This is a genomic window from Flavobacterium gilvum, assembly GCF_001761465.1.
Lineage (GTDB): Bacteria > Bacteroidota > Bacteroidia > Flavobacteriales > Flavobacteriaceae > Flavobacterium > Flavobacterium gilvum.
The window spans coordinates 3,645,279-3,668,500 of record NZ_CP017479.1; the positions used below are offsets into that span (position 1 = coordinate 3,645,279).

Genomic DNA, 23,222 nt, shown 5'->3' on the forward strand with positions numbered 1-23,222 from the left:
TGAAATCAGTTATTTTCAAATCTAAAATCTAAAATCTAAAATCTAAATTAATATGAAACTTTGGGAAAAAGGAATACCAACCGACAAACAAATTGAACATTTTACGGTAGGAAATGACAGAGAACTTGATTTGGTTTTGGCCAAATACGATGCTTTAGGTTCAATTGCTCACGCAAAAATGTTGGGTCAAATTGGTCTTTTAACCAATTCTGAAACCGATTCTCTGGTTTTGGCACTGGAAGATATTATAACCGATATACAAAAAGGGAATTTCGAAATCGAAGACAGTTTTGAAGACGTTCACTCCAAAATCGAATATTTGCTAACGGTAAAACTTGGCGATGCCGGAAAAAAAATACACACCGCACGTTCTAGAAATGACCAAGTTTTAGTCGATGTGAATTTGTATTTAAAAGATGCTGTCAAAGAATTAAAAGAACAGGTAAAAACCCTTTTTGATTTAATGATGGAATCGGCAGAAAAACATCAAAACGTTTTATTGCCAGGTTATACACATTTGCAAATTGCCATGCCATCTTCTTTCGGAATGTGGTTTTCTGCTTATGCCGAAACCTTGATTGACGACATAACAATGTTGAATGCCGCATTGAAAATCGTAGATCAAAATCCATTGGGTTCTGCTGCTGGCTACGGAAGTTCTTTCCCAATCAACAGAACTTTTACAACAAAAGAATTGGGATTTGAAACCTTAAAATACAATTCGGTTGCGGCACAAATGAGCCGTGGAAAATCAGAGAAAACCGTTGCCTTTGCCATGAGTAGTGTTGCAGCAACATTGGCAAAATTCTCCATGGATGTATGCTTGTATATGAGTCAAAATTTTGATTTCATCGGCTTGCCATCGCATCTTACAACTGGTTCAAGCATTATGCCTCACAAGAAAAACCCAGATGTTTTTGAGTTGATTCGCGGAAAATGCAATAAAATTCAAGCTTTGCCTTATGAAATTACATTGATAACAAACAATCTACCAAGTGGTTACCACAGAGATTTTCAATTATTAAAAGAAGGCTTATTCCCTGCCATTCAAAACCTGAAGGCCTGTCTGGATATTGCCATTTTTTCTATTAAAGACATTACGGTGAAAGAAGGAATCCTAAACGATAAAAAATACGATTACTTATTTACTGTAGATACGTTAAATGAAATGGTAGTGGCTGGAATGCCTTTCAGAGATGCTTATAAAGCTGTGGCCGAGCAACTAGAATCGGGGAATTATCAATCTCCAAAAGAGACCAAACACACTCACGAGGGAAGTATCAACAATCTTTGTCTGGATGCAATAAAAGATAAAATGAAAAACGCTTATTGATATTCAAAGTCAGCTATAAAAAATGCCTCGTTTAAAAAATTAAACGAGGCATTTTTTCTTGAACTAAACACTACATACTTACCTTCAAAGCATTGTATTCATTCATCATATCCAAAGACCTATAAACATTTAAAAGTGACTTCATAACATCTTGATTTTTGGGTTCTATAACCAATGCCTTTTTTAAATAAGGAATAGCACTTTTTGCTAAATCATCTTTTTTAATTTTTAATTTATCATAAAGTTCCATTTCTTTTGGACTGGTGCCAAGAGCGGCCATTTGATCCATTAAATCCTTTTTGGATTGCATTTTAATGTATGACAAATTAATATAGCCATCAATATAATTGGGATCCATTTCCAAAACTTTAGTATAACAAATTTCAGATTTTGCCAAATCATTTTTTTCTAAATAAATGTAAGCCAGTGTTTTCTCGATTTCAAACTTTTTAGAGGGTGAAAACTGATCTCTTGGTTTTTCATGTAAACCTGCTGCAATACTGGCACTTCTAGCACCTACCGAAGTGAAACTTTCCTCTTGTTTCGTTTTTTTGTTCACAGCGTAATAAGTTATCCCTTTGCCAGAATAATTTACTTTTTTTAGTTCTTCATAATATTTAATGGCTGAATCATAATCTTTTGCCGCTAGTGCTGTAGAAGCAGCATTAAATAAGTTGATGGTATCTTTTTTGTCGTATTGATATGCCTTAAAACTTTTTTCTGCGCTTTCTTTAAATTTACTAGCTTTTAAATCTTCTACGGCTCCATCAACAAACTTCGATTTAATTCCTCTCAAGGCAACATTGGCCTGCAAAGTATATTTGTATTTACCTACTTCATTCTCTGCTTTAATAAGCTCCTGATAAGCCTCGGATGCGGAAGAAAGATTAGCATCGACATCAATTTTTTTTGAAGCTAAATCTTTAAAAACATTACCTTTCAAAAAATAGAAATCCGACTTTATATCGTCATTTGAATTATAAATCAGATATTCAATTTTTTTCAAAATTCCCAAAGCGTCATGTGGTTTTCCGCTTTCAAAGAGTGATTGGGCATCTTTTATTTGATCCTTTTGTGCATACGCACCAGCATTTATCAATAATACTATTGATAGCATTACAAATTTTCTGTTCATTTGGTTAGGTTATAGGTTATTATTTGGGGATTTTTTTTCACAAACAATCCAGAATCATTTTCAATTTTTCAAAATTTAGAAATCATCAAAACAATCAGCTTGTAAAAAAATAGGGGGAAATGCAATTTGAAAAGTATTTTTAAGAGTTATGATTTGGTTTACTCTAAAAATTATTTTTAAAACTTTTTTAAGACAAAGTAATTTTTGGCATACGCATATTTTAATATAAGGTTAAACATTTTCACTTTTAAAATTCGTTTATCGAAAATTATGAATTAAAATCTTAATGCAATCAACAAAAGTTAGATTAAGGCTGTTTTTCGGTTTATTACAACATTATCCAAATTCATAATTTTTTCTAAAAATAGAATTATTTTTTTACTGCACAAATTAGGATGTAAAAAAAAACATTAAAAAATTACAATTCAACAAATTAAATCACATGAATAATCCATCTTGTTACAATTACCATAAAAAAAACCTGCTCAAATTGAGCAGGTTCTTTATAACAGTTATTTTAACTGAACTACATTTTTGCTTTCAAAGCTTTATACTCTGAAGTCATTTCTAGTGCACTGTAAACATTCAACAATGTTTTTGCAACATCAACATTTTTAGGGTCCAATTCAACAGCTTTTTGCAAATATGGGATTGTACTTTTGAACAAATCCTCACGTTTCTTTTTCAAAACATCATAACGCTTCATGTCTGTAGCTGAAGTACCTAATTTATTCATTTCATCAATGATTACTTTCTCATCATCTAGCTTCATTGCAGCCAAATTGATATAGGCATTGATATACTTTGGATCCAATTCCATAACTTTTTTATAGAATTTCTCGGCCTCAGCGTAATTTTTAGCAGTAGCACTAACAACACCCAAATTGAAAATCAAATCAACATCGTTTGGATTTTTTTGCAAAGCTTCAGCAATTAACTTTTTGTAAGTCTCCATATCTTTTGATTCAAGATATAAATTAGCTTCAGTCAAGATTAATGAAGTATCATCTGGATTGGATTTTCTAGCATCGGCAACCGCTTTTTTAGCTAAATCAGCTTTACCTTGCTGTACATAAATCAACGCAATATTTTTATAAATCTCACCTCTTTTTGAAGGTATGTGTTCAAGTCTTGGTTTTTCGTGGGTTCCCATTTTCACCAAACGATCTCTTTCTGCAGCAGTAGCAAAAAAGTCTTCTTGATTCGTTACTTTGTTAACCGCATAATAGTAAGTTGTTTTCCCTGAATAGTTCAGTTTTTTCAACTCTTCATACAACTTAAGAGCATTATCATAATCCTTAGCATTCACATAAGTTGATGCTGCATAATAAAGATTGATTGTGTCTTTTTTCTCTAGCAAATAAGCTGAATATAATTTTTGGGCACCATCAATATTCTTGTCTTTTTTGGTATCTTCGATAGCAGCATTGATCAGCTTGTTTTTAATATCTGTTATAGACGTTGCAGCTTGAACTGAATATTTAGCTTTTCCAGAAACTTTTTCAACCTCTACTAATTGTTGATAAGCTTTTGCTGCAAGATCTAAGTTCTTGCCTTCCTCTACTTTTTTATTTGCTAAATCCAAATATGCATTTCCTTTTACAAATAAAAATTGTGCTTTCTCAGCATCCGGGGCACTCGCTGTCAAAGACTCTGCACCAGTTAAAATTGTAATAGCTTCAGCAGAATTCCCTGCTTTTAGCGCTTTCTCAGCCGCTTTTATTTCATTTTTTTGGGCTATGCCCGCAACTGATAAAAATAATGCTGAAACCATTATTACATATCTACTTTTCATAATTTTAATTTTATATTTAAATTTAACTCCAAAAATAACAAGAAAAACGTTCATTCTTCATGATTTTTATCATAAAGTGATGAACGTCTTTAAAATTATTTATTTCTATTTTTCATCATCAGAATCATCTTCTTCATTTTCGTCCGAATCATCATCTTCTGGCGCATCATCTTCATCTTCTTCATCTTCTTCTACGCTTCCATCATCTTCAAGAACTTCCATAACAGGTTTTACTCTTTCGATAACAGCATCTTCAATAACATTTCCTTCTTCATCGACTACAACTTCATCGACGTCATCTTTCATTACCTTAGTAACTGCAGCAATAGAATCGTTTCCTTTCAGGTTAATCAATTTAACACCTTGAGTGGCACGACCCATTACTCGTAAATCTTCGATTGCCATTCTGATAGTCAATCCTGATTTATTGATAATCATTAAATCATCGGCATCTGTTACGGCACTTATAGAAATCAACTTACCAGTTTTCTCAGTAATATTAAGGGTTTTTACTCCTTTACCACCACGGTTTGTAATTCTATAAACATCTTCGCCGTCTTCGTCAACCAATTTGGTACGCTTACCGTATCCATTCTCGGTTACAACTAAAATTTGCGAATCATTAATATCCTTTTTATCAACAGTTACCATACCGATAACTTCGTCAGTATCATCTTTCAAAGTAATTCCGCGAACACCAGAAGCAGTCCTTCCCATCGGACGCGTTTTTGTTTCTTCAAAACGAACCAATTTACCTGATTTAACTGCAAGGATGATTTGGCTTTCACCATTTGTCAATTGGGCTTCCAGTAACTCATCTCCTTCTTTGATTGTAATTGCCGCAACTCCATTAACTCTTGGTTTAGAATATTTCTCCAAAGAAGTTTTCTTAACCTGACCTTGTTTAGTTACCATTACAAGGTTGTGAGTAGTGATATAGTCTTTATCTTTTAAATCCTGAGTACAGATAAACGCTTTTACTTTATCGTCGCTTTCAATATTAACTAAATTTTGGATTGCTCTACCTTTAGCAGTTTTGCTTCCTTCCGGGATTTCATAGACACGCATCCAGAAACATTTCCCTTTTTGGGTAAAGAACATCATATATTGGTGATTTGTTGCCACATACATGTGTTCCAAGAAATCTTGATCTCTTGTTCCTGCACTTTTTTGACCAACTCCTCCTCTATTTTGTGTTTTATACTCAGAAAGGTTTGTACGTTTGATATAACCTGCGTGCGATATCGTGATAACCACATTTTCATCAGCAATCAAGTCTTCGATACTTACATCACCTCCAGAATATTCAATTTGAGATCGACGGGCATCGCCATATTTATCACGAATTTCTACTAATTCTTCTTTAATCAATTCTGTACGCAAGTTAACATCTGCCAATAATGATTTTAAGTGATCAATTAATTTCATCAATTCTTCATACTCAGCTCTTAACTTATCTTGCTCAAGACCAGTCAACTGACGCAAACGCATTTCAACAATCGCTCGAGCTTGAATATCGGACAGTTTAAATCTTTCGATTAATTTTTCCCTTGCTTCATCCGTATTTTTAGACCCTCTGATTAATGCAATTACTTCATCAATATTATCCGAAGCAATAATTAACCCTTCAAGAATATGAGCTCTTTCTTCTGCTTTACGCAATTCAAAACGGGTTCTACGAACTACTACATCATGTCTGTGTTCTACAAAATAGTGAATCAAATCTTTAAGATTCAACATTTGCGGACGACCATTTACCAAAGCAATATTATTTACACTAAAGGAAGATTGCAATTGCGTAAATTTATACAAAGTATTCAACACCACATTTGGCGTAGCATCTCTTTTCAAAATATAAACAATACGCATACCGTTACGATCCGATTCGTCACGGATGTTGGCAATACCGTCAATTTTCTTTTCATTAACCAAATCAGCAGTACGTTTAATCATATCTGCCTTATTAACTTGGTATGGAATCTCAGAAACGATGATACATTCTCTTCCATCAACTTCTTCAAAACCTACTTTGGCACGCATTACAATTCTGCCTCTACCTGTTTTGAAAGCTTCACGGACTCCTTCATAACCATAAATAACACCTCCTGTTGGGAAATCCGGTGCTTTGATATGATGCATTAATTCATCAATTTCAATCTCATTATTGTCAATATAAGCTAATGTACCATTAACTACTTCTGTCAGGTTATGAGGGGGCATATTTGTCGCCATACCTACTGCAATACCGGTTGCACCATTTACCAACAAAGTAGGAACCCTTGTGGGCATCACTTTCGGTTCGTACAAAGTATCATCAAAATTCAACTGAAAATCGACAGTTTCTTTTTCTATATCTGACATGATTTCTTCCGAAATCTTACGCATTCTGGCTTCCGTATAACGCATTGCTGCCGGACTGTCACCATCAACGGAACCAAAGTTACCTTGTCCGTCAACTAACAGGTAACGCATACTCCATTCCTGAGCCATACGAACCATTGCATCATAAACAGAAGTATCTCCGTGTGGGTGATACTTTCCTAGTACTTCCCCAACAATTCTTGCCGATTTTTTATGGGCTTTATTTGAAAAAACTCCTAATTCATGCATTCCGTAAAGTACTCTTCGATGAACCGGTTTCAATCCATCTCTTACATCAGGAAGCGCTCTGGAAACAATTACAGACATCGAATAATCGATGTAAGCAGATTTCATTTCATCTTCAATATTAATAGGAATCAACTTTTCTCCTTCAGACATAATATATTCTTAAATTAAAATTATTTTGTTTTAAAAAATCCCGCTAATATAAGCTTTCTCAATATGTTTTCACCAATAAACAATCAGATTTTTTCTTGATTTATTAACAAATTACATTTAGCAATTGGTTAATAAAATAAATAGACTTTAACTCTATCTTCGTCATATTTTTTGTCAATTAGCAGTAAGACTTTTTAAAGGTATGATTTTTGCTTTTAATTATGATAATTACTAAATTTACAATAACAACACCTAACGATCATGGATGATAATTTTTCACCTAGAGTAAAAGACGTTATTACTTATAGCAAAGAAGAGGCATTGCGCCTTGGACATGACTTTATAGGTACTGAACATTTGATGCTTGGCATTCTAAGGGATGGAAATGGTAAAGCAATTCACATCCTAAACAACCTCTCCGTAGATCTTGATCATCTAAGACGGAAAGTTGAAATCCTAAGCCCCGCCAGTCCTAGCATTGATGTTAGTGTAGAAAAGAAAAATTTACATCTGACACGTCAAGCTGAACGCGCTTTGAAGACAACATTTTTAGAAGCAAAAGTTTTCCAGAGCTCATCAATTAGCACAGCGCATTTACTGTTGTGTATCTTAAGAAACGAAAATGACCCTACAACCAAGCTATTGAATAAACTGAAAATTGATTATGATTTAGCTAAAGAACAATACATCAATATGACGCCAAACGAAGAAGATTTTTTAGAAAATTTGCCAAAAAATGAATCGTACAATGACGATTCCGGACAAGATGACAGTCTAAAAGAAGGGAATTTTAATAATCCTGCCAACAAATCAAATAAAAAATCTAAAACTCCAGTACTTGACAATTTTGGAAGAGATTTGACCGAAATGGCTGAAGAAGGAAAATTAGATCCTGTAGTTGGACGCGAAAAAGAAATAGAACGTGTTTCCCAAATTTTGAGCCGTCGCAAAAAAAACAATCCCCTATTAATAGGTGAACCAGGCGTTGGTAAATCTGCCATTGCCGAAGGTCTTGCTTTGCGTATCATTCAAAAGAAAGTTTCCCGAATCCTTTTCAATAAACGTGTCGTTACTCTTGATTTGGCAAGTCTTGTTGCAGGCACTAAATACAGAGGACAATTTGAGGAAAGAATGAAAGCTGTTATGAACGAATTGGAGAAAAATGATGATATCATTCTTTTCATCGATGAGATTCATACTATTGTTGGCGCAGGCGGAGCAACAGGCTCTCTAGACGCATCCAACATGTTCAAACCTGCATTGTCAAGAGGAGAAATCCAATGTATTGGTGCAACAACACTGGACGAATACCGTCAATACATAGAAAAAGATGGCGCATTGGAAAGACGTTTTCAAAAAGTGATTGTGGAACCAACATCTGTTGAAGAAACAATCGCCATTCTGAATAACATCAAAAACAAATACGAAGACCATCACAACGTAATTTATACACCTGAAGCTATTGAAGCCTGTGTTAAATTGACAAACAGATATATGTCTGAACGATTTTTGCCGGACAAAGCTATCGATGCTCTAGACGAAGCCGGATCACGTGTTCACATTACCAATATCGATGTTCCAAAACAAATATTGGATTTGGAAAGACAATTGGAAGAAGTTCGCGAGTTGAAAAATTTGGTTGTTAAAAAACAAAAATATGAAGAAGCAGCCAAACTTCGTGATGACGAGAAAAAGATAGAAAAGGATTTGGCCATAGCACAAGAGCAATGGGAGGAAGATTCTAAAACCAACAGGATTTTGGTTACCGAAGATAATGTTGCCGATGTAGTATCTATGATGACCGGAATTCCAGTAAATCGTATTGCACAAACTGAAAGTAACAAATTGGCAAAATTGCCTGAACTTATCCAAAACAAAGTAATTGGTCAAAACGAAGCCGTTTTAAAAATCGCCCGTTCTATCCAAAGAAATCGTGCTGGACTGAAAGACCCAAACAAACCAATTGGTTCCTTTATTTTCTTGGGACAAACAGGTGTTGGTAAAACACAATTAGCCAAAGTTCTTGCCAAAGAATTATTCGATTCTGAGGATGCATTGGTTCGAATTGACATGAGCGAATACATGGAGAAATTTGCGATTTCGAGATTGGTTGGAGCACCTCCGGGATACGTTGGTTATGAAGAAGGTGGTCAATTGACTGAAAAAGTTCGAAGAAAACCATATTGTGTTGTGCTACTTGATGAAATCGAAAAAGCACATCCCGATGTTTTCAACATGATGCTTCAAGTACTTGACGATGGATTCCTAACTGATAGTTTAGGTCGTAGAATCGATTTCAAAAATACGATTATTATTATGACTTCGAATGTTGGAGCGCGTCAATTGAAAGATTTTGGTCAAGGGGTTGGATTTGGAACTGCCGCCAAGATTGCTCAAGCCGATGATAATTCAAAAAGCGTTATCGAAAATGCTTTAAAGAAAACTTTTGCTCCAGAATTTTTAAACCGAATTGATGATGTAATTGTATTCAATACTTTGGAAAAAGATGATATCAATTTAATTATCGAAATCGAGTTAAAAAAACTATACGATCGTATCAGCGAACTTGGTTATCAGTTAAAATTATCCGATAAAGCAAAAGCTTTTATCGCCGATAAAGGTTTCGACAAACAATTTGGCGCAAGACCATTAAAAAGAGCTATACAAAAATATGTAGAAGATGCTTTGGCAGAAGAAATTATCACTTCAAAAATTGCTGCAGGTGATGAAATCTACATGGACATCAAAGAGGATTCACAAGAATTGACAGTAGATATCCATAAAGCGGAAGAACCGCGAAACCAAACAGAAGAGCCTACTAATCAATAATTTAAAACAATAACATCACATAACAAACCCGTTACGTTTTAATAACCTAACGGGTTTATTCTTTATAGGATATTATGGTATTTTTTAAAAACAAATATTTACTTTTGATACTTATACAAAACAACCTATGTTTCAAAACAAACTCATACTGGGTAGCGAAGAATGGTGCTCATTTCCAGAATTAGGAATCCCTACAATTAAGGCCAGAGTCGATTCTGGTGCCAAAACATCTGCTTTGCATGCCATTAATATTGCGCCATTCATTAAGAATGATGCCAATTGGGTAAAGTTTGACATTAATCCTATACAGAATAACATCAAAACGGTTATCCATTGCGAAGCTCCAATGGTGGACAAAAGGATTGTGAAAAGCTCCAGTGGTTTTAGGGAACATCGTTATGTAATTCTTACTCAAATTTCAATTGGAGATACAAAATGGCCAATTGAAATGACCTTAACCAACCGCGACTCAATGGGTTTCAGAATGCTGTTAGGGCGCGAAGCCATGAGCGGAAGAATATTGGTTGACCCGGCACAAAAATACCTTTTGGGACAACCAACACAAGAAAGCCTAACCGAACTGTATAAGAATTCAGAAAAAGCCAGTTCCGGTTTAAGAATAGGTCTTTTGGCAAGTAATCCAGAATTGTACAGCAACAAAAGGATTATGGAAGCCGGCGAAATGCGCGGCCACGAAATGCACTTTTTGAATATCAAAGAATGCTACATGAAACTCGATGCCAAAACCCCCGAAATTCATTATCGTGGAGGAAAAATATTAAATAAATTTGACGCTATTATCCCAAGAATAAGACCAAGTGTTACTTTTTACGGCTGTGCTTTAACACGTCAATTTGAAGCTTTAAAAGTTTATTGCCTAAACTCATCAACGGCAATCACACAGTCCAGAGATAAATTATTTTCATTGCAATTATTACTCAATCACGGTGTTGACATCCCAACAACAGGATTTGCCAACTCCCCTTTGGATACCGATAGCTTAATAAAAATGGTTGGAGGCCCGCCTCTAATCGTTAAATTATTGGAAGGAACCCAAGGAAAAGGAGTTGTACTGGCTGAAACCAAAAAAGCTGCAGAAAGTGTAATCAACGCATTCAAAAGCCTAAATGCCAACATACTTGTTCAGGAATTCATCAAAGAAGCCAACGGAAAAGATATTCGTTGTTTTGTTATTGACGGCAAAGTGGTTGCTGCTATTCAAAGAGAAGCTATGCCTGGGGAATTTAGAGCCAATATCCATCTGGGCGGAACAGCTTCGGTGATTAAAGTTACTGCCCAAGAAAAAAAGATTGCCATTAAGGCCGCAAAGGCAATGGATTTAAAAGTTGCCGGTGTAGATATTATTCGCTCCGCAAAAGGCCCTTTATTACTCGAAGTAAACTCTTCTCCGGGTCTGGAAGGTATCGAAGGTGCTACCAATAAAGACATTGCAGGAGAAATGATTAAGGCAATTGAGAAAAATTTTAAAATAAAATAAATTGCCGGTTTCGGAATCCAGAAGGCAAAATTCAGTGAACACTTGTCAAAAACTGTAAAAAGAATAACAAATTCTGAATTCTGAAATCTGCCTTCTGAAATCTAAAATTTAAAACATGAATCCCTATCTTGATATAATCATCCGCAGTACAGCCGTTTATTTCTTTATGATTATTGCTTTACGCATTTTTGGCAAAAAAGAATTATCTCAGCTCAACACCGCCGATGTCATTTTGATTTTACTGATAAGCAACTCGGTACAAAATGCAATGGTTGGTAATGATACGACACTTTTGGGAGGTTTGGCAGCGGCTACAATACTTTTTGCTATTAATTTTGTTTTAAAGAAATCAATGTTTCGTTACAAAAAATTAAGCGAATTACTACTCGAAAAACCCGAAATTCTTATTCACAATGGAACTTTGGATTTCAAAAAACTCTCCAAATTAGATATTACCTCAGATGAACTGAAAGAAGCGATGCGAGAACATGGTGTTGAACATTTTAAAGATGTAAAACTTGCCATGCTTGAAATTGATGGTAACATAAGTATCATCACGGGCGAAAGCAATTTAAAACAAACTCATTACAAACGAAGAAAGAACCATAAGAATTTAATTCAGGGAAACTAGATTCAAATTACTGTTCGCAAATTTTAACCATATAAGGCATATAAGGTCATATAAGACCGCAAATGTGATTTTTAGCCCCGATGGAAGTGAAAATCCTTGTGAGTCTCGTCTCGTCCTTAAAGACGAGACGAGACTCACAAGATTGCAACGAACAGCGGGACCACAGTTGTTATGAATACCAAATTTCTGCTCCAAAAAAATATCACTTCACTATAATTCATAAAAAAACCATTCGGATTGAATGGTTTTTTTATGGACAATATGTTTGTTGTTGTTATGATGATATAAACACACTTAAAAAATAATATACTAATGAGGCCAACACTGCTGTAATAGGAATTGTCAAGACCCAAGCCCAAACCAAACTTACTGTCACTCCCCAACGTACTGCAGAAATTCTTTTAGTCAAACCTACACCAATAATAGAGCCTGTAATTGTGTGTGTAGTACTTACTGGAACTTTAAAATGTTCTGTGAAATATAATGTCAATGCTCCGGCTGTTTCGGCGGCAACACCTTCAAAAGAGCTTACTTTGGTGATTTTGGATCCCATAGTTTTTACAATTTTCCAACCTCCACTCAAAGTTCCTGCCGCAATTGCAGAATAACACGCTAATGGAATCCAAGCTGGCATCGCTCCCTTGATTCCTTTATCATCATCTGGAAGAATTACTTGTAACCAATCTGGTAAACTTAATTGTGAAGCTCCACTGGTGTGGATATAAACCGCAACAGCAGCTGCAATAATACCCATTACTTTTTGCGAATCGTTTCCACCGTGCCCCAAACTAAATGCTGCAGAAGATAGCAATTGCATTTTTTTCAGCCACGCATTAGATTGATGTAAATTAAGACTACTAAATATCAACCCAAAACTACTGATTGTCAAAATAATAAAGGCAACCAAAAACCATTTGATATTATGCGCTTCAAAAGCAACACTCCAAAAATGAGAAGCAAATCTTGGTTTATCAATATCTACATAACCTACCATTTGGCTATAAACAAACCAAATAGTCAAAACCATTAATGATAAAGTAAAAATCTTTGGGTAAATGCTTTTTCGAGAGGAATACAACAACCAAATCGAAATCAAATAAGACATTAAGGCTCCCAAAAAAGGGGCCAAAACGATAAATGCAATAATAATAAGGACACCCGAGGGCATTCCGCCATCTTTTCCTGCTTTGTACCAACTCACAATATCATACCAATACTGCGTGTTACCATCGGCATCAAGGTAACCGGAAAAACCATGAACAGCTATCGCATGAGCTAAAGCCGCCCCAGCAAATCCCCCAATTAATGTATGCGAAGAACTTGAAGGAATTCCAAGCCACCATGTTACTAAATTCCAAGCAATTGCAGCAATAACACCTGCCAAAATAACGACAAGGTTAATATCCATGGTATGAGCTGTTTTGGCAACCGTATCGGCCACTCCAAAACCAAAAACCCAATAGGCCAAAAAGTTAAAAAAAGCTGCCCAAAGTACCGCCTGAAATGGTGATAAAACCTTGGTTGCGACAACAGTAGCAATAGCATTGGCCGCATCGTGAAAACCATTGATGTAATCAAAAATTAATGCTAAAACTATAATAATTATGAGTAAAGTCATATCAATATCTTCAAATGAATAAAGTTTGGATTAAGAATGTTTTACGGTGATAGACTCTAAAACGCTGGCAACACTCTTACATTTATCAGTTGCAGATTCCAAAACTGACAACACTTCTTTATATTTAATGATATTTTTGGCATCAGTTTCGTTCTCGAAAATTTCAAAAACAGCTTTATTATATACCATATCCGACTTATTTTCAAGCTTGTTGATTTTGGCACAAGCATTGGTAATTGTCTTCATATTGTTCAAATTTTTCAATTCTTTTACAGCAACAGCTATATTTTGACAAGCCTCAAGGTTGATTTCTGTCATTTTACGAATTGATTTTGTAATCTTATCTACTTTGTACAATCTCATACGTGTTGCAGCACCGTGAAGATAATCGGCAACATAATCAATTGATGTAATAAGCGAGTGAATATCTTCCCTGTCAAAAGGAGTAATAAAGTTTTTACTTAATTCTAAATTGGTTTGACGTGTAATATCCTCACCTCTTTGTTCCAATTCGTCGATTTTAATAAAAAGAACCTCTCTCTCTTTCAAAGGAAGATTAACAGCTTCGTGCAAATGTGAAGCCAATTCGATTAAATTACTTGATGCTTCTTCAAAAAGAGGAAAGAACTTTTTGTCTTTTGGTACCAAAAACTGGAAAATACTATTTAATGACATTTGTTTGTGTTTTAATAGTGCAAAATTACTTCATTATTTAAAGCCAATGTTAAGCCAATGTTAACAATCTTCATCAATCTGAAAAGTGTTCAGGAAAATCACTGTTTTTTCTATATCATAATGAAGAATTCGGTCTTCTTTCACCAAAGGAACTTCTTCTCTGTAAGATTTTATAAACATTTCGATAAAATCACTTGATTGCAAAGGCCTACGGTATTCTATTGCCTGCGAAGCATTCATCAATTCGATCGCCAAAATACGTTCCAGATTATCCAGTACACGCAAACATTTGGTAGCTCCATTGGCCCCCATACTCACATGATCTTCCTGACCATTACTCGAAACAATACTATCTACACTCGAAGGCGTTGCCAATTGTTTATTTTGACTTGCAATACTCGCAGCTGTGTATTGCGGAATCATGAATCCTGAATTCAAGCCGGGATTATCAACCAAAAAAGCTGGAAGATTACGCAATCCCGAAATCAATTGATAGGTTCTACGCTCCGAAATACTTCCCAACTCTGCCAAAGCGATCGCCATAAAATCCAATGCCAATGCCAAAGGTTGTCCGTGGAAATTCCCACCGGAAATAATTTGGTCGCTTTCGAAAAATATATTTGGATTATCGGTTACCGAATTAATTTCTGTTTTAAATACTTTTTTCACATAATCAATCGCATCTTTTGAAGCACCATGCACTTGCGGAATACAACGAAAAGAATAAGGATCTTGTACATGTGTTTTGGATTGTTCTATAATTTCACTGCCGTCCAGAAATTCTTTTACTCTTTTGGCTGTCGCAATTTGACCATGATGCGGACGTATATAATGTATCAACTCATTAAAAGGTTCAATTCTTCCATCAAAAGCTTCCAAAGATATAGTACCAATTAAATCAGCCAAATAAGAAAACTTGTTTGCCTTCATTACAATATGAGCACCATAAGCACTCATAAATTGGGTTCCGTTTAATAATGCCAAACCTTCCTTGGACTGCAACACAATTGGTTCCCAACCAAAATGCTTTAAAACTTCGGCCGAATTTTCTTTTTTTCCTTCAAACCAAACTTCTCCTTCGCCTAATAATGGCAATGCCAAATGTGCCAATGGAGCCAAATCTCCAGATGCGCCAAGCGATCCTTGAGTATAGATTACCGGTAATATATCATTATTATAAAAATCAACTAAACGCTCTACTGTTTTCAATTGCACTCCGGAATGACCATAGCTCAACGATTGAATTTTAAGCAACAGCATTAATTTCACAATTTCATTTGGCACTTCCTCCCCTGTTCCACAAGCATGGGATTTCACAAGGTTTTCTTGAAGTTTTGACAAATTTTCGTTAGAAATCTTAACATTACATAACGACCCAAAACCTGTATTGATTCCATAAATAGGTTCTGAATGAGAAGCCATTTTTGAATCCAAATATTTTCTGCACTTAATAACATTAGTCTTTACATTCTCCGAAAGCACTATTGATTTCTGGTGCGAAATAATCTCCTCCAAAACTTGAAAAGTGAGCAAGTCAGTACTTATATAATGTACATTCTCCATTTTATCCGATTTTAAATGTTCAAAATTCAACAAATCAACATTAAAAAGCAATGTCTTTTAACAATAATTTAAAAATAAACCAAAATAAAATTTTAAAACCAATCTCCAATTCTTACAATTTCTTCAAACGCAAAATCTCCTTTTATTAATTTGAAAGCTCAATTAACCATATCCGAACCAAAAACTTCTATTATTTAAGCCTGAACCAATTTAAAAAGTTGGCTACAATTCTCATTAAAACAAAGATAATCTCAAAAAACAAATAAATAAATTACGCAATCTTAAATTTGAGTCAAAATTGATTTTCAATTATTAAACTATTCATAAAAGAGAAAGATAAAGCTTTGTTTTTTGATAAAAAACTGTACTTTTGGAAAATCAAAAATGAAAAATTTTAACAGTACATATCACCCTTCGATAACTGCCCAAATTTGGGTTGCTCTTGCTGTTACAACTACATCTACTACAATTACTACCCCTTAGGGGTATACTTTATTACATATAATCCAATTTATTATTCTTTTTCGCAAAGAAAGAAAGTCATGGGTGTATAGAAACCTTTTGCATTTTATAAAATACAAAAATCACTGCGGTTTCAAATACTGACAATCATATAAAATTAGTGATATTAAATCACTTTAAAACAAATATAAAATATCATGAAAGTATTAAAGTTTGGCGGAAGTTCGGTGGCCAATGCAGAAAACATAAAATTAGTTTTAGATATAGTCATTAATAAAGCACAAGACGAAAAGCTTGTTGTTGTTGTTTCCGCCTTAAGTAAAGTAACCGATTTATTGCAATTGGCAGCTTCAAAAGCAACTTCCAACGATGAAAGTTTCAAAGATATTGTCACTGAAATTGAGAAAAAACATTTAGAAGCCCTCAAACAACTTATCCCGGTAAGCGAACAAAGTGGCTTATTAAGTCATATAAAACGTATCATCAACCATTTGGAAACATTGCTTGATGGGTGTTTTCTTTTGGGAGAATTATCTGCAAGAACTTTGGATACCATCCTAAGTTTTGGAGAATTATTATCTTCCTACATTATCGCCGAGGCTTTGAAACAAAAGCTAAAAAACAGCAGCTACAAAGACAGCCGCGAATTGATTAAAACCAACAATCATTTTGGCAAAGCGGCCGTGAATTTTGACCATTCAAATCAATTGATTTCTGATTTTTTTGCATCAAATGAAAATCAGGTCGTTGTAATGCCTGGCTTTATTGCTACTTCAGAAGATGGAATCATAACGACTTTAGGCCGTGGTGGATCCGATTACACTGCTGCAATCATAGCAGGAGCTCTAGATGCAACCGATTTGGAAATTTGGACTGATGTAAACGGAATGTTCACTGCTAATCCAAAAATTGTAAAACAAGCGCAGCCAATCGCCACAATCTCCTATCAGGAAGCAATGGAATTGTCTCATTTTGGTGCCAAAGTATTGTATCCGCCAACAATTCAGCCTGTTTTAAGAAAAAATATTCCAATTTTTATCAAAAATACTTTCGAGCCGCAAGCCGAAGGAACAAAGATTTCTAATGATGTTTCGTCGCAAATAAATCCTGTAAAAGGAATTAGCCATATTGACAACATCACATTGATTACTTTGGAAGGCTCAGGAATGATAGGTGTTGCCGGATCATCTAAACGATTATTCGAAGTTTTATCACATGAAGGTATCAACGTAATTTTTATTACTCAAGCTTCTTCAGAACACTCAATCTGTATTGGTATTTTGAACTCGGATGCCGACACTGCCGAACTTGCCATCAATAGAGCTTTTCAAATAGAAATTGCACAAAATAAAATAGATCCTTGCATTGTTGAACAAAAACTTTGCATCATTGCTTTGGTTGGTGAAAACATGAAAAACCACCAAGGTTTGAGCGGAAGAATGTTCAGCACTTTGGGAAAAAACAATGTCAACATCAGAGCTATTGCACAAGGAGCTTCTGAAAGAAATATTTCTGTTGTTATCAATGAAAGAGATGTCAAAAAAGCGTTAAACTCTTTGCACGAAAACTTCTTTGAAGAAAACATCAAACAATTAAATCTGTTTGTAATGGGTGTTGGAAATGTGGGTGAGAAATTCATTGAACAAATTCACCAACAAAAGAAATTTTTAAAAGAAAATTTAAAGATAAATCTAAGAGTTATCGCGGTTTCCAATTCCCGAAAAATGTATTTTGACGAAGAAGGAATGTCGCTAAAAGAATGGCAATCGCTTTTGGAAAAAGGAGAAACTGCCAATATGGAACAGTTTATTGCCAAGGTAAAAGAACTCAATTTACGTAACAGTATTTTTGTAGACATCACTGCCAATGCTGAAGTTTCTAAAACATACGAGTACTATTTAAAACAAAACGTAGCAGTTGTAACCTGTAACAAAATTGCTTGTTCATCTGCTTATGATAATTATAAAAACCTAAAAAGTTTATCACGCAAATTCAATGCGCCTTTCTTGTTTGAAACCAATGTTGGAGCTGGATTACCTATCATTGATACTGTAAAAAACTTAATCGCTTCAGGCGACAAAGTACACAAAATACAAGCTGTTTTGTCAGGAAGTTTGAACTTTATTTTTAATAATTTCAGTGAAAATTACAGTTTCCATGATGTCGTAAAAGAAGCAGGGGTTCAAGGATTTACTGAACCAGATCCAAAAATTGATTTGAGCGGAATTGACGTTGCAAGAAAAATTCTGATTTTGATTCGCGAAAGCGGTTATAAAATGGATATTGAAGATATTGAAAATAATTCTTTCCTTCCGGCAGCCTGTATGGAAACTAGCAATAATGATGCCTTTTTTGCTTCTTTAATAACTCATGCAAACCATTTCGAATCACTTTTGGCTGAAGCCAATCAAAAAGAAAGTCGTTTGAAATTTGTGGCACAATTTGAAGATGGAAAAGCGAGCGTAGGTTTGCAATTCATCCCAAAAGATCATCCATTTTACAATTTGGAAGGAAAAGACAATATCGTTTTATTCTACACTGATCGTTACGTAGATCAACCATTATTGATAAAAGGTGCTGGTGCCGGTGCGGCTGTTACAGCCTCTGGAATTTTTGCCGATGTGATTAGAATAGGAAATGTGTAAAAAAGTTGCTAAGATGCTAAGTCATCTCAGAATCTTAGAATCTCAGAAACTCAGAATCTAAAAAATATGAATGAAATAAAAATATTCTGCCCCGCCACAATCGCGAATCTTTCGTGCGGTTTTGACGTCTTAGGCCTTTGCTTGGCTACTCAAGGTGATGAAATGATTATCCGAAAATCAGATGTAAAAGGTGTTCGCATCACAAAAATTGTTGGAGCCGATTTGCCTATGGAAACCGAAAACAATGTTTCCGGTGTTGCTGCTTTGGCAATGTTGGAAGAAGTGGAAACCGAATTTGGTTTTGAAATCGAAATCTACAAACACATCAAAGCGGGAAGCGGAATCGGAAGTAGTGCTGCCAGTTCGGCGGGAGCTGTTTTTGGCATCAACGAATTATTGGGAAGGCCTTTTACAAGAAAAGAATTGGTGAAATTTGCTATGCAAGGTGAAAAATTAGCCAGCGGAAATGCTCATGCCGACAATGTTGCCCCTGCCCTTTTGGGAGGTTTTACATTGGTCCGAAGTTCAAATCCTTTGGATATTATCAAAATTGACAGCCCATCCGAATTATACGCAACGGTGGTTCATCCTCAAATTGAGTTAAAAACATCAGACGCGCGTTCGGTATTGAAACAAACAGTTTCCTTGAAAAGTGCCATCACACAATGGGGAAATGTAGGCGGATTGGTAGCCGGTCTTTACACTCAGGATTACGAATTAATAGGTCGTTCATTGCACGACGAAATCATCGAACCTATCCGTTCTATGCTGATTCCGGGATTTGATTTAATCAAGCAAACGGCTTATGAAAATGGAGCTTTAGGATCGGGAATTTCGGGTTCAGGGCCTTCTATTTTTGCTTTAAGCAAAGGAAAAGAAAACGCCGACAAAATCGCCAAAGCCATGAGTGCCGTTTACGAAGAAATGAATTTGCCTTACGAAATTCACGTTTCCAAAGTGAATGATGAAGGGATAACAATAATTTAAGAATTTTGATTAATGATTTCAGATGTAAATCAAAAATCACAAATCGTTAATCTACAATCAAAAATCACAATGAAATATTACAGTTTAAACCATAATGCACCAAACGTTTCTTTTCAGGAAGCCGTAATACAAGGATTGGCAACCGATAAAGGATTGTATTTTCCTGAAACAATAACGCCTTTATCTCAGGATTTCTTTAATAACATTGAAAATTTAAGCAACGAAGAAATTGCTTTTGAAGCTATTCAGCAGTTTGTGGGAGACGAAATTCCTACCGAAACTTTAAAACAAATCATTGCAGAAACTTTGTGTTTTGAATTTCCAACTGAAAAAGTAGAAAAAGACATTTATGCATTAGAATTGTATCACGGTCCCACAATGGCCTTCAAAGATGTAGGAGCCCGCTTTATGTCTCGTTGTTTAGGGTATTTCAACAAAGACAAAAAAGACAATAAAAATACTGTACTTGTTGCAACTTCCGGTGATACTGGAGGTGCAGTTGCTAGTGGTTTCTTAGGTGTTCAAGGTGTTGATGTCGTAATCCTTTACCCTTCCGGAAAAGTGAGCGACATTCAGGAAAGACAATTGACTACTTTGGGACAAAACATTAGAGCGCTTGAAGTAAATGGCGTTTTTGACGATTGCCAGGATATGGTTAAAAAAGCCTTTTTGGACGAAAGCCTGAAACACAAAAACCTCACTTCGGCGAACTCAATAAATATAGCCCGTTGGTTGCCTCAAATGTTTTACTTTTTCTTTGCTTACAAACAATTAAAATCACAAAACAGACCTTTGGTTTTCTCTTGCCCAAGCGGGAATTTCGGGAATATCTGTGCCGGAATTATGGCCAAAAAACTTGGTTTGCCAATTGAGCATTTCGTGGCCGCCACCAACATTAATGATACAGTTCCAAGATTTCTGGAAAAAGGAAATTACGAACCTAAACCTTCCAAAGCGACTATTTCAAACGCAATGGACGTAGGAAATCCAAGTAATTTTATCCGAATTCAGGAATTATACAACAACGATTTGAATGAATTCAGCAAAGATTTTTCATCGTTTTCATATAACGACGAAGAAACTCTAGAAGCCATGAAAAACATTTACAAAACCGCTGGTTACATTGCAGAACCGCACGGTGCTGTGGGTTATTTAGGTTTGAAAAAAGAATTGAAAAAACACACCAATGCCATTGGAGTTTTCCTAGAAACCGCGCATCCTATTAAATTTTTGGATGTTGTAGAACCTGCATTAAACATTCAGCTTCCTATTCCAACCCAAATTGAAAGTGTTTTGAATAAAGAAAAAGTAAGCGTAAAAATTTCAACTTATGATGAGTTGAAAGATTTTTTGAATTAATTTTTTTTACCATATAAGGCATATAAGGACATTTAAGTTTTGCTAGTGATAGAGAAATTTAAGTGGCTTTTTTTTGGGAGCTAATCCTGCTGTCCGCTGTATCTGTGTCCCCGAACCCCAAGCACACAGGATGCGGCTTTCATTCTACCGTCTGGACACAAATATAATACACTTAAAATGGGACACAGATTTAACAGATTAGACAGATTGTCGCTGATTTTTTTTGCATATTACCAAAAAGATAGAAGCAAAAAATAAATAATTCTTATTGTTGAAAATAGATTATCAAATTTCATCTGTTTAAATCCGTTAAATCTGTGTCATCGGTGTTCTATTTTTAGATGTGTCCACACGGTAGGCTTCCATCAGGGCTACGACAACTTTCTTTTTTCAGCCATAAAAAAAACAACACCGAGCAAATAACAAATTCCTGTATATTTTACGATTTGAAACTATTTTTTATATATTTGTGTAATCGATTGCATTTGAATTATTAATTAAAAAAAAGAACTTTTTTTTCACCATATACAAAAAACACACCAAAATTACGTGTTAAGTGCAATTTACCCGAATCCAAAAATAAGATAACGACGATATCATATCGAAATAAAATAACATGAAAATGAATTTCAAAAAATTACTGCTCTTCGCAACAGTGTTAGGTCTTACAGGTTTAAATCTACAAGCCCAATCCAATACCGAAAACGAAATCAGTACCAGACCGTTTCAAGACGGTGTCAACCATTGGTATCACATCAAAGACGAAGGTAATATTGTGAATCCGGTGGAAAATCAACCCCAATATGCTGAATCAGATTACAGCAAAATTGCCGACAACATCATACTATTTCAACGTGACAACGGAGGATGGCCAAAAAATTACGACATGAGAGCTATTTTGACACCGGAGCAAATACAAAAACTGAAAGAAACTAAAGGGATTTTACATACTACTTTTGATAACGCCACCACTTACACACACATCAATTATTTGGCTCAAGTATATACTCTGACCAAAAATGAGTCCTATAAAAAAGCCTGCCTGAAAGGAATTGATTTTATTTTAAATGCACAATATTCGAATGGAGGTTGGCCACAATATTTCCCTCTAGAAAAAGGGTACAGCCGACACATTACCTTTAATGACGGTGCTTATATGGGAATTATGAATTTATTGAAAAAAGTAGTAAATAATGATTCTAATTTTGCTTTTATAGATAGGAAAACAAAATCCAAAGTTACAACAGCTTACCAAAAAGGTCTTGATTGTATCCTAAAAATGCAAGTTTTAGACAATGGAAAACTAACCGCGTGGTGCCAACAACACGATGAAATTACCTTATTGCCAGCTTGGGCAAGAGCTTTTGAACCGCCAAGCATTTGCAATGGCGAAAGTACCGAAATCGTACAGTTTTTAATGGATATTAACAACCCAAACGACAAAATAATCAAAGCTGTAGAAAGTGCAATACAATGGTTTAACGCTTCTAAAATATACAATACCCGAATCGAAATTTTTGATGCACCAAAATTTGAATCAAAATACACAACGGTAACCAAAGACAAAAAAGTGGTGAACGACACTACCGCGCCACCTATTTGGACACGTTATTATGAATTAACCACCGATCGTCCTCTATTTTGCAACAGAGACAGTAAGTATGTGTATTCATTGGCTGAAGTAGAAAGAGAACGTCGTGTAGGATATTCGTGGTACACTTATGATCCCAAAAAAGTATTGGATAAATATCCGGCTTGGCAAAAAAAATGGGCTCCACAGACCGCCGCTTTAAAACAGTAGCACCTTCTCACTTTAACATTTTTTTTAAGCAATTTATAATTTGAATGTGGGTGTTTTTTAAATACATTTGTGCAATCGATTACATAAACTTATTTTCTTTCGGAATAATCAATTATTAAAAAACATCCATA

General features: G+C 35.1%; 14 protein-coding genes. 8 read left to right on the forward strand and 6 right to left on the reverse strand.

Annotated elements, in window-relative coordinates:
- The first annotated feature begins 52 nt into the window (after positions 1–52).
- The gene (gene argH / locus EM308_RS14745; protein WP_035633833.1) at positions 53–1,333 is read left to right on the forward strand and encodes an argininosuccinate lyase; all 1,281 of its coding nucleotides are present in this window, start codon (positions 53–55) and stop codon (positions 1,331–1,333) included.
- A 70-nt stretch (positions 1,334–1,403) separates the two neighbouring features.
- On the opposite strand, the gene EM308_RS14750 is transcribed toward argH, so the two are convergent.
- The 3 genes from EM308_RS14750 to gyrA all read right to left on the reverse strand — a co-directional run bounded on the left by EM308_RS14750 (position 1,404) and on the right by gyrA (position 7,023).
- Entirely contained in the window at positions 1,404–2,468 is a 1,065-nt protein-coding gene (locus EM308_RS14750; protein ID WP_035633836.1) for a tetratricopeptide repeat protein, read from the reverse strand.
- Positions 2,469–2,994: 526 nt separating this feature from the next.
- The gene (locus EM308_RS14755) at positions 2,995–4,263 is read right to left on the reverse strand and encodes a tetratricopeptide repeat protein (RefSeq protein WP_035633867.1); all 1,269 of its coding nucleotides are present in this window, start codon (positions 4,261–4,263) and stop codon (positions 2,995–2,997) included.
- Between the two features lie 105 nt (positions 4,264–4,368).
- Positions 4,369–7,023 (reverse strand): DNA gyrase subunit A, encoded by a 2,655-nt coding sequence (gyrA, locus tag EM308_RS14760; protein ID WP_035633838.1) that lies wholly within the window; start codon positions 7,021–7,023, stop codon positions 4,369–4,371.
- A 261-nt stretch (positions 7,024–7,284) separates the two neighbouring features.
- On the opposite strand from gyrA, the gene EM308_RS14765 reads away from it, so the two are divergent.
- The 3 genes from EM308_RS14765 (at position 7,285) to EM308_RS14775 (ending at position 11,981) form a co-directional block, all read left to right on the forward strand.
- Positions 7,285–9,852 carry an ATP-dependent Clp protease ATP-binding subunit gene (locus EM308_RS14765; RefSeq protein ID WP_035633840.1) on the forward strand — a complete coding sequence of 856 codons (2,568 nt, stop codon included), beginning with the start codon at positions 7,285–7,287 and terminating at the stop codon, positions 9,850–9,852.
- Between the two features lie 127 nt (positions 9,853–9,979).
- On the forward strand, positions 9,980–11,350 hold the full coding sequence (gene rimK / locus EM308_RS14770) for a 30S ribosomal protein S6--L-glutamate ligase (protein ID WP_035633842.1): 1,371 nt from the start codon (positions 9,980–9,982) through the stop codon (positions 11,348–11,350).
- A gap of 115 nt (positions 11,351–11,465) precedes the next feature.
- A complete protein-coding gene (locus EM308_RS14775; RefSeq protein WP_035633844.1) occupies positions 11,466–11,981 on the forward strand; it encodes a DUF421 domain-containing protein in 516 nt (171 codons plus the stop codon).
- A gap of 274 nt (positions 11,982–12,255) precedes the next feature.
- Here the strand turns inward: EM308_RS14775 and EM308_RS14780 are convergent, their stop codons facing one another.
- From EM308_RS14780 to hutH, 3 genes are read right to left on the reverse strand one after another with little or no spacing between them, the layout of a single operon-like run.
- Positions 12,256–13,599: an inorganic phosphate transporter gene (locus EM308_RS14780; RefSeq protein ID WP_051877631.1), complete on the reverse strand. Its 1,344-nt coding sequence runs from the start codon at positions 13,597–13,599 to the stop codon at positions 12,256–12,258.
- Between the two features lie 30 nt (positions 13,600–13,629).
- A complete protein-coding gene (locus EM308_RS14785) occupies positions 13,630–14,274 on the reverse strand; it encodes a DUF47 domain-containing protein (protein WP_035633849.1) in 645 nt (214 codons plus the stop codon).
- 60 nt (positions 14,275–14,334) lie between these two features.
- A complete protein-coding gene (gene hutH / locus EM308_RS14790; protein ID WP_035633870.1) occupies positions 14,335–15,837 on the reverse strand; it encodes a histidine ammonia-lyase in 1,503 nt (500 codons plus the stop codon).
- 659 nt (positions 15,838–16,496) lie between these two features.
- Here hutH and thrA point away from each other — a divergent pair.
- From thrA to pelA, 4 genes are all read left to right on the forward strand, one after another.
- Entirely contained in the window at positions 16,497–18,944 is a 2,448-nt protein-coding gene (thrA, locus tag EM308_RS14795; protein ID WP_035633851.1) for a bifunctional aspartate kinase/homoserine dehydrogenase I, read from the forward strand.
- Positions 18,945–19,010: 66 nt separating this feature from the next.
- Positions 19,011–19,931: a homoserine kinase gene (locus EM308_RS14800; protein ID WP_035633853.1), complete on the forward strand. Its 921-nt coding sequence runs from the start codon at positions 19,011–19,013 to the stop codon at positions 19,929–19,931.
- Between the two features lie 69 nt (positions 19,932–20,000).
- Positions 20,001–21,290, forward strand: a complete 1,290-nt coding sequence (gene thrC / locus EM308_RS14805; protein ID WP_035633873.1) for a threonine synthase — start codon at positions 20,001–20,003, stop codon at positions 21,288–21,290.
- A gap of 622 nt (positions 21,291–21,912) precedes the next feature.
- Entirely contained in the window at positions 21,913–23,091 is a 1,179-nt protein-coding gene (pelA, locus tag EM308_RS14810) for a pectate lyase (RefSeq protein ID WP_035633875.1), read from the forward strand.
- Positions 23,092–23,222 lie beyond the last annotated feature (131 nt).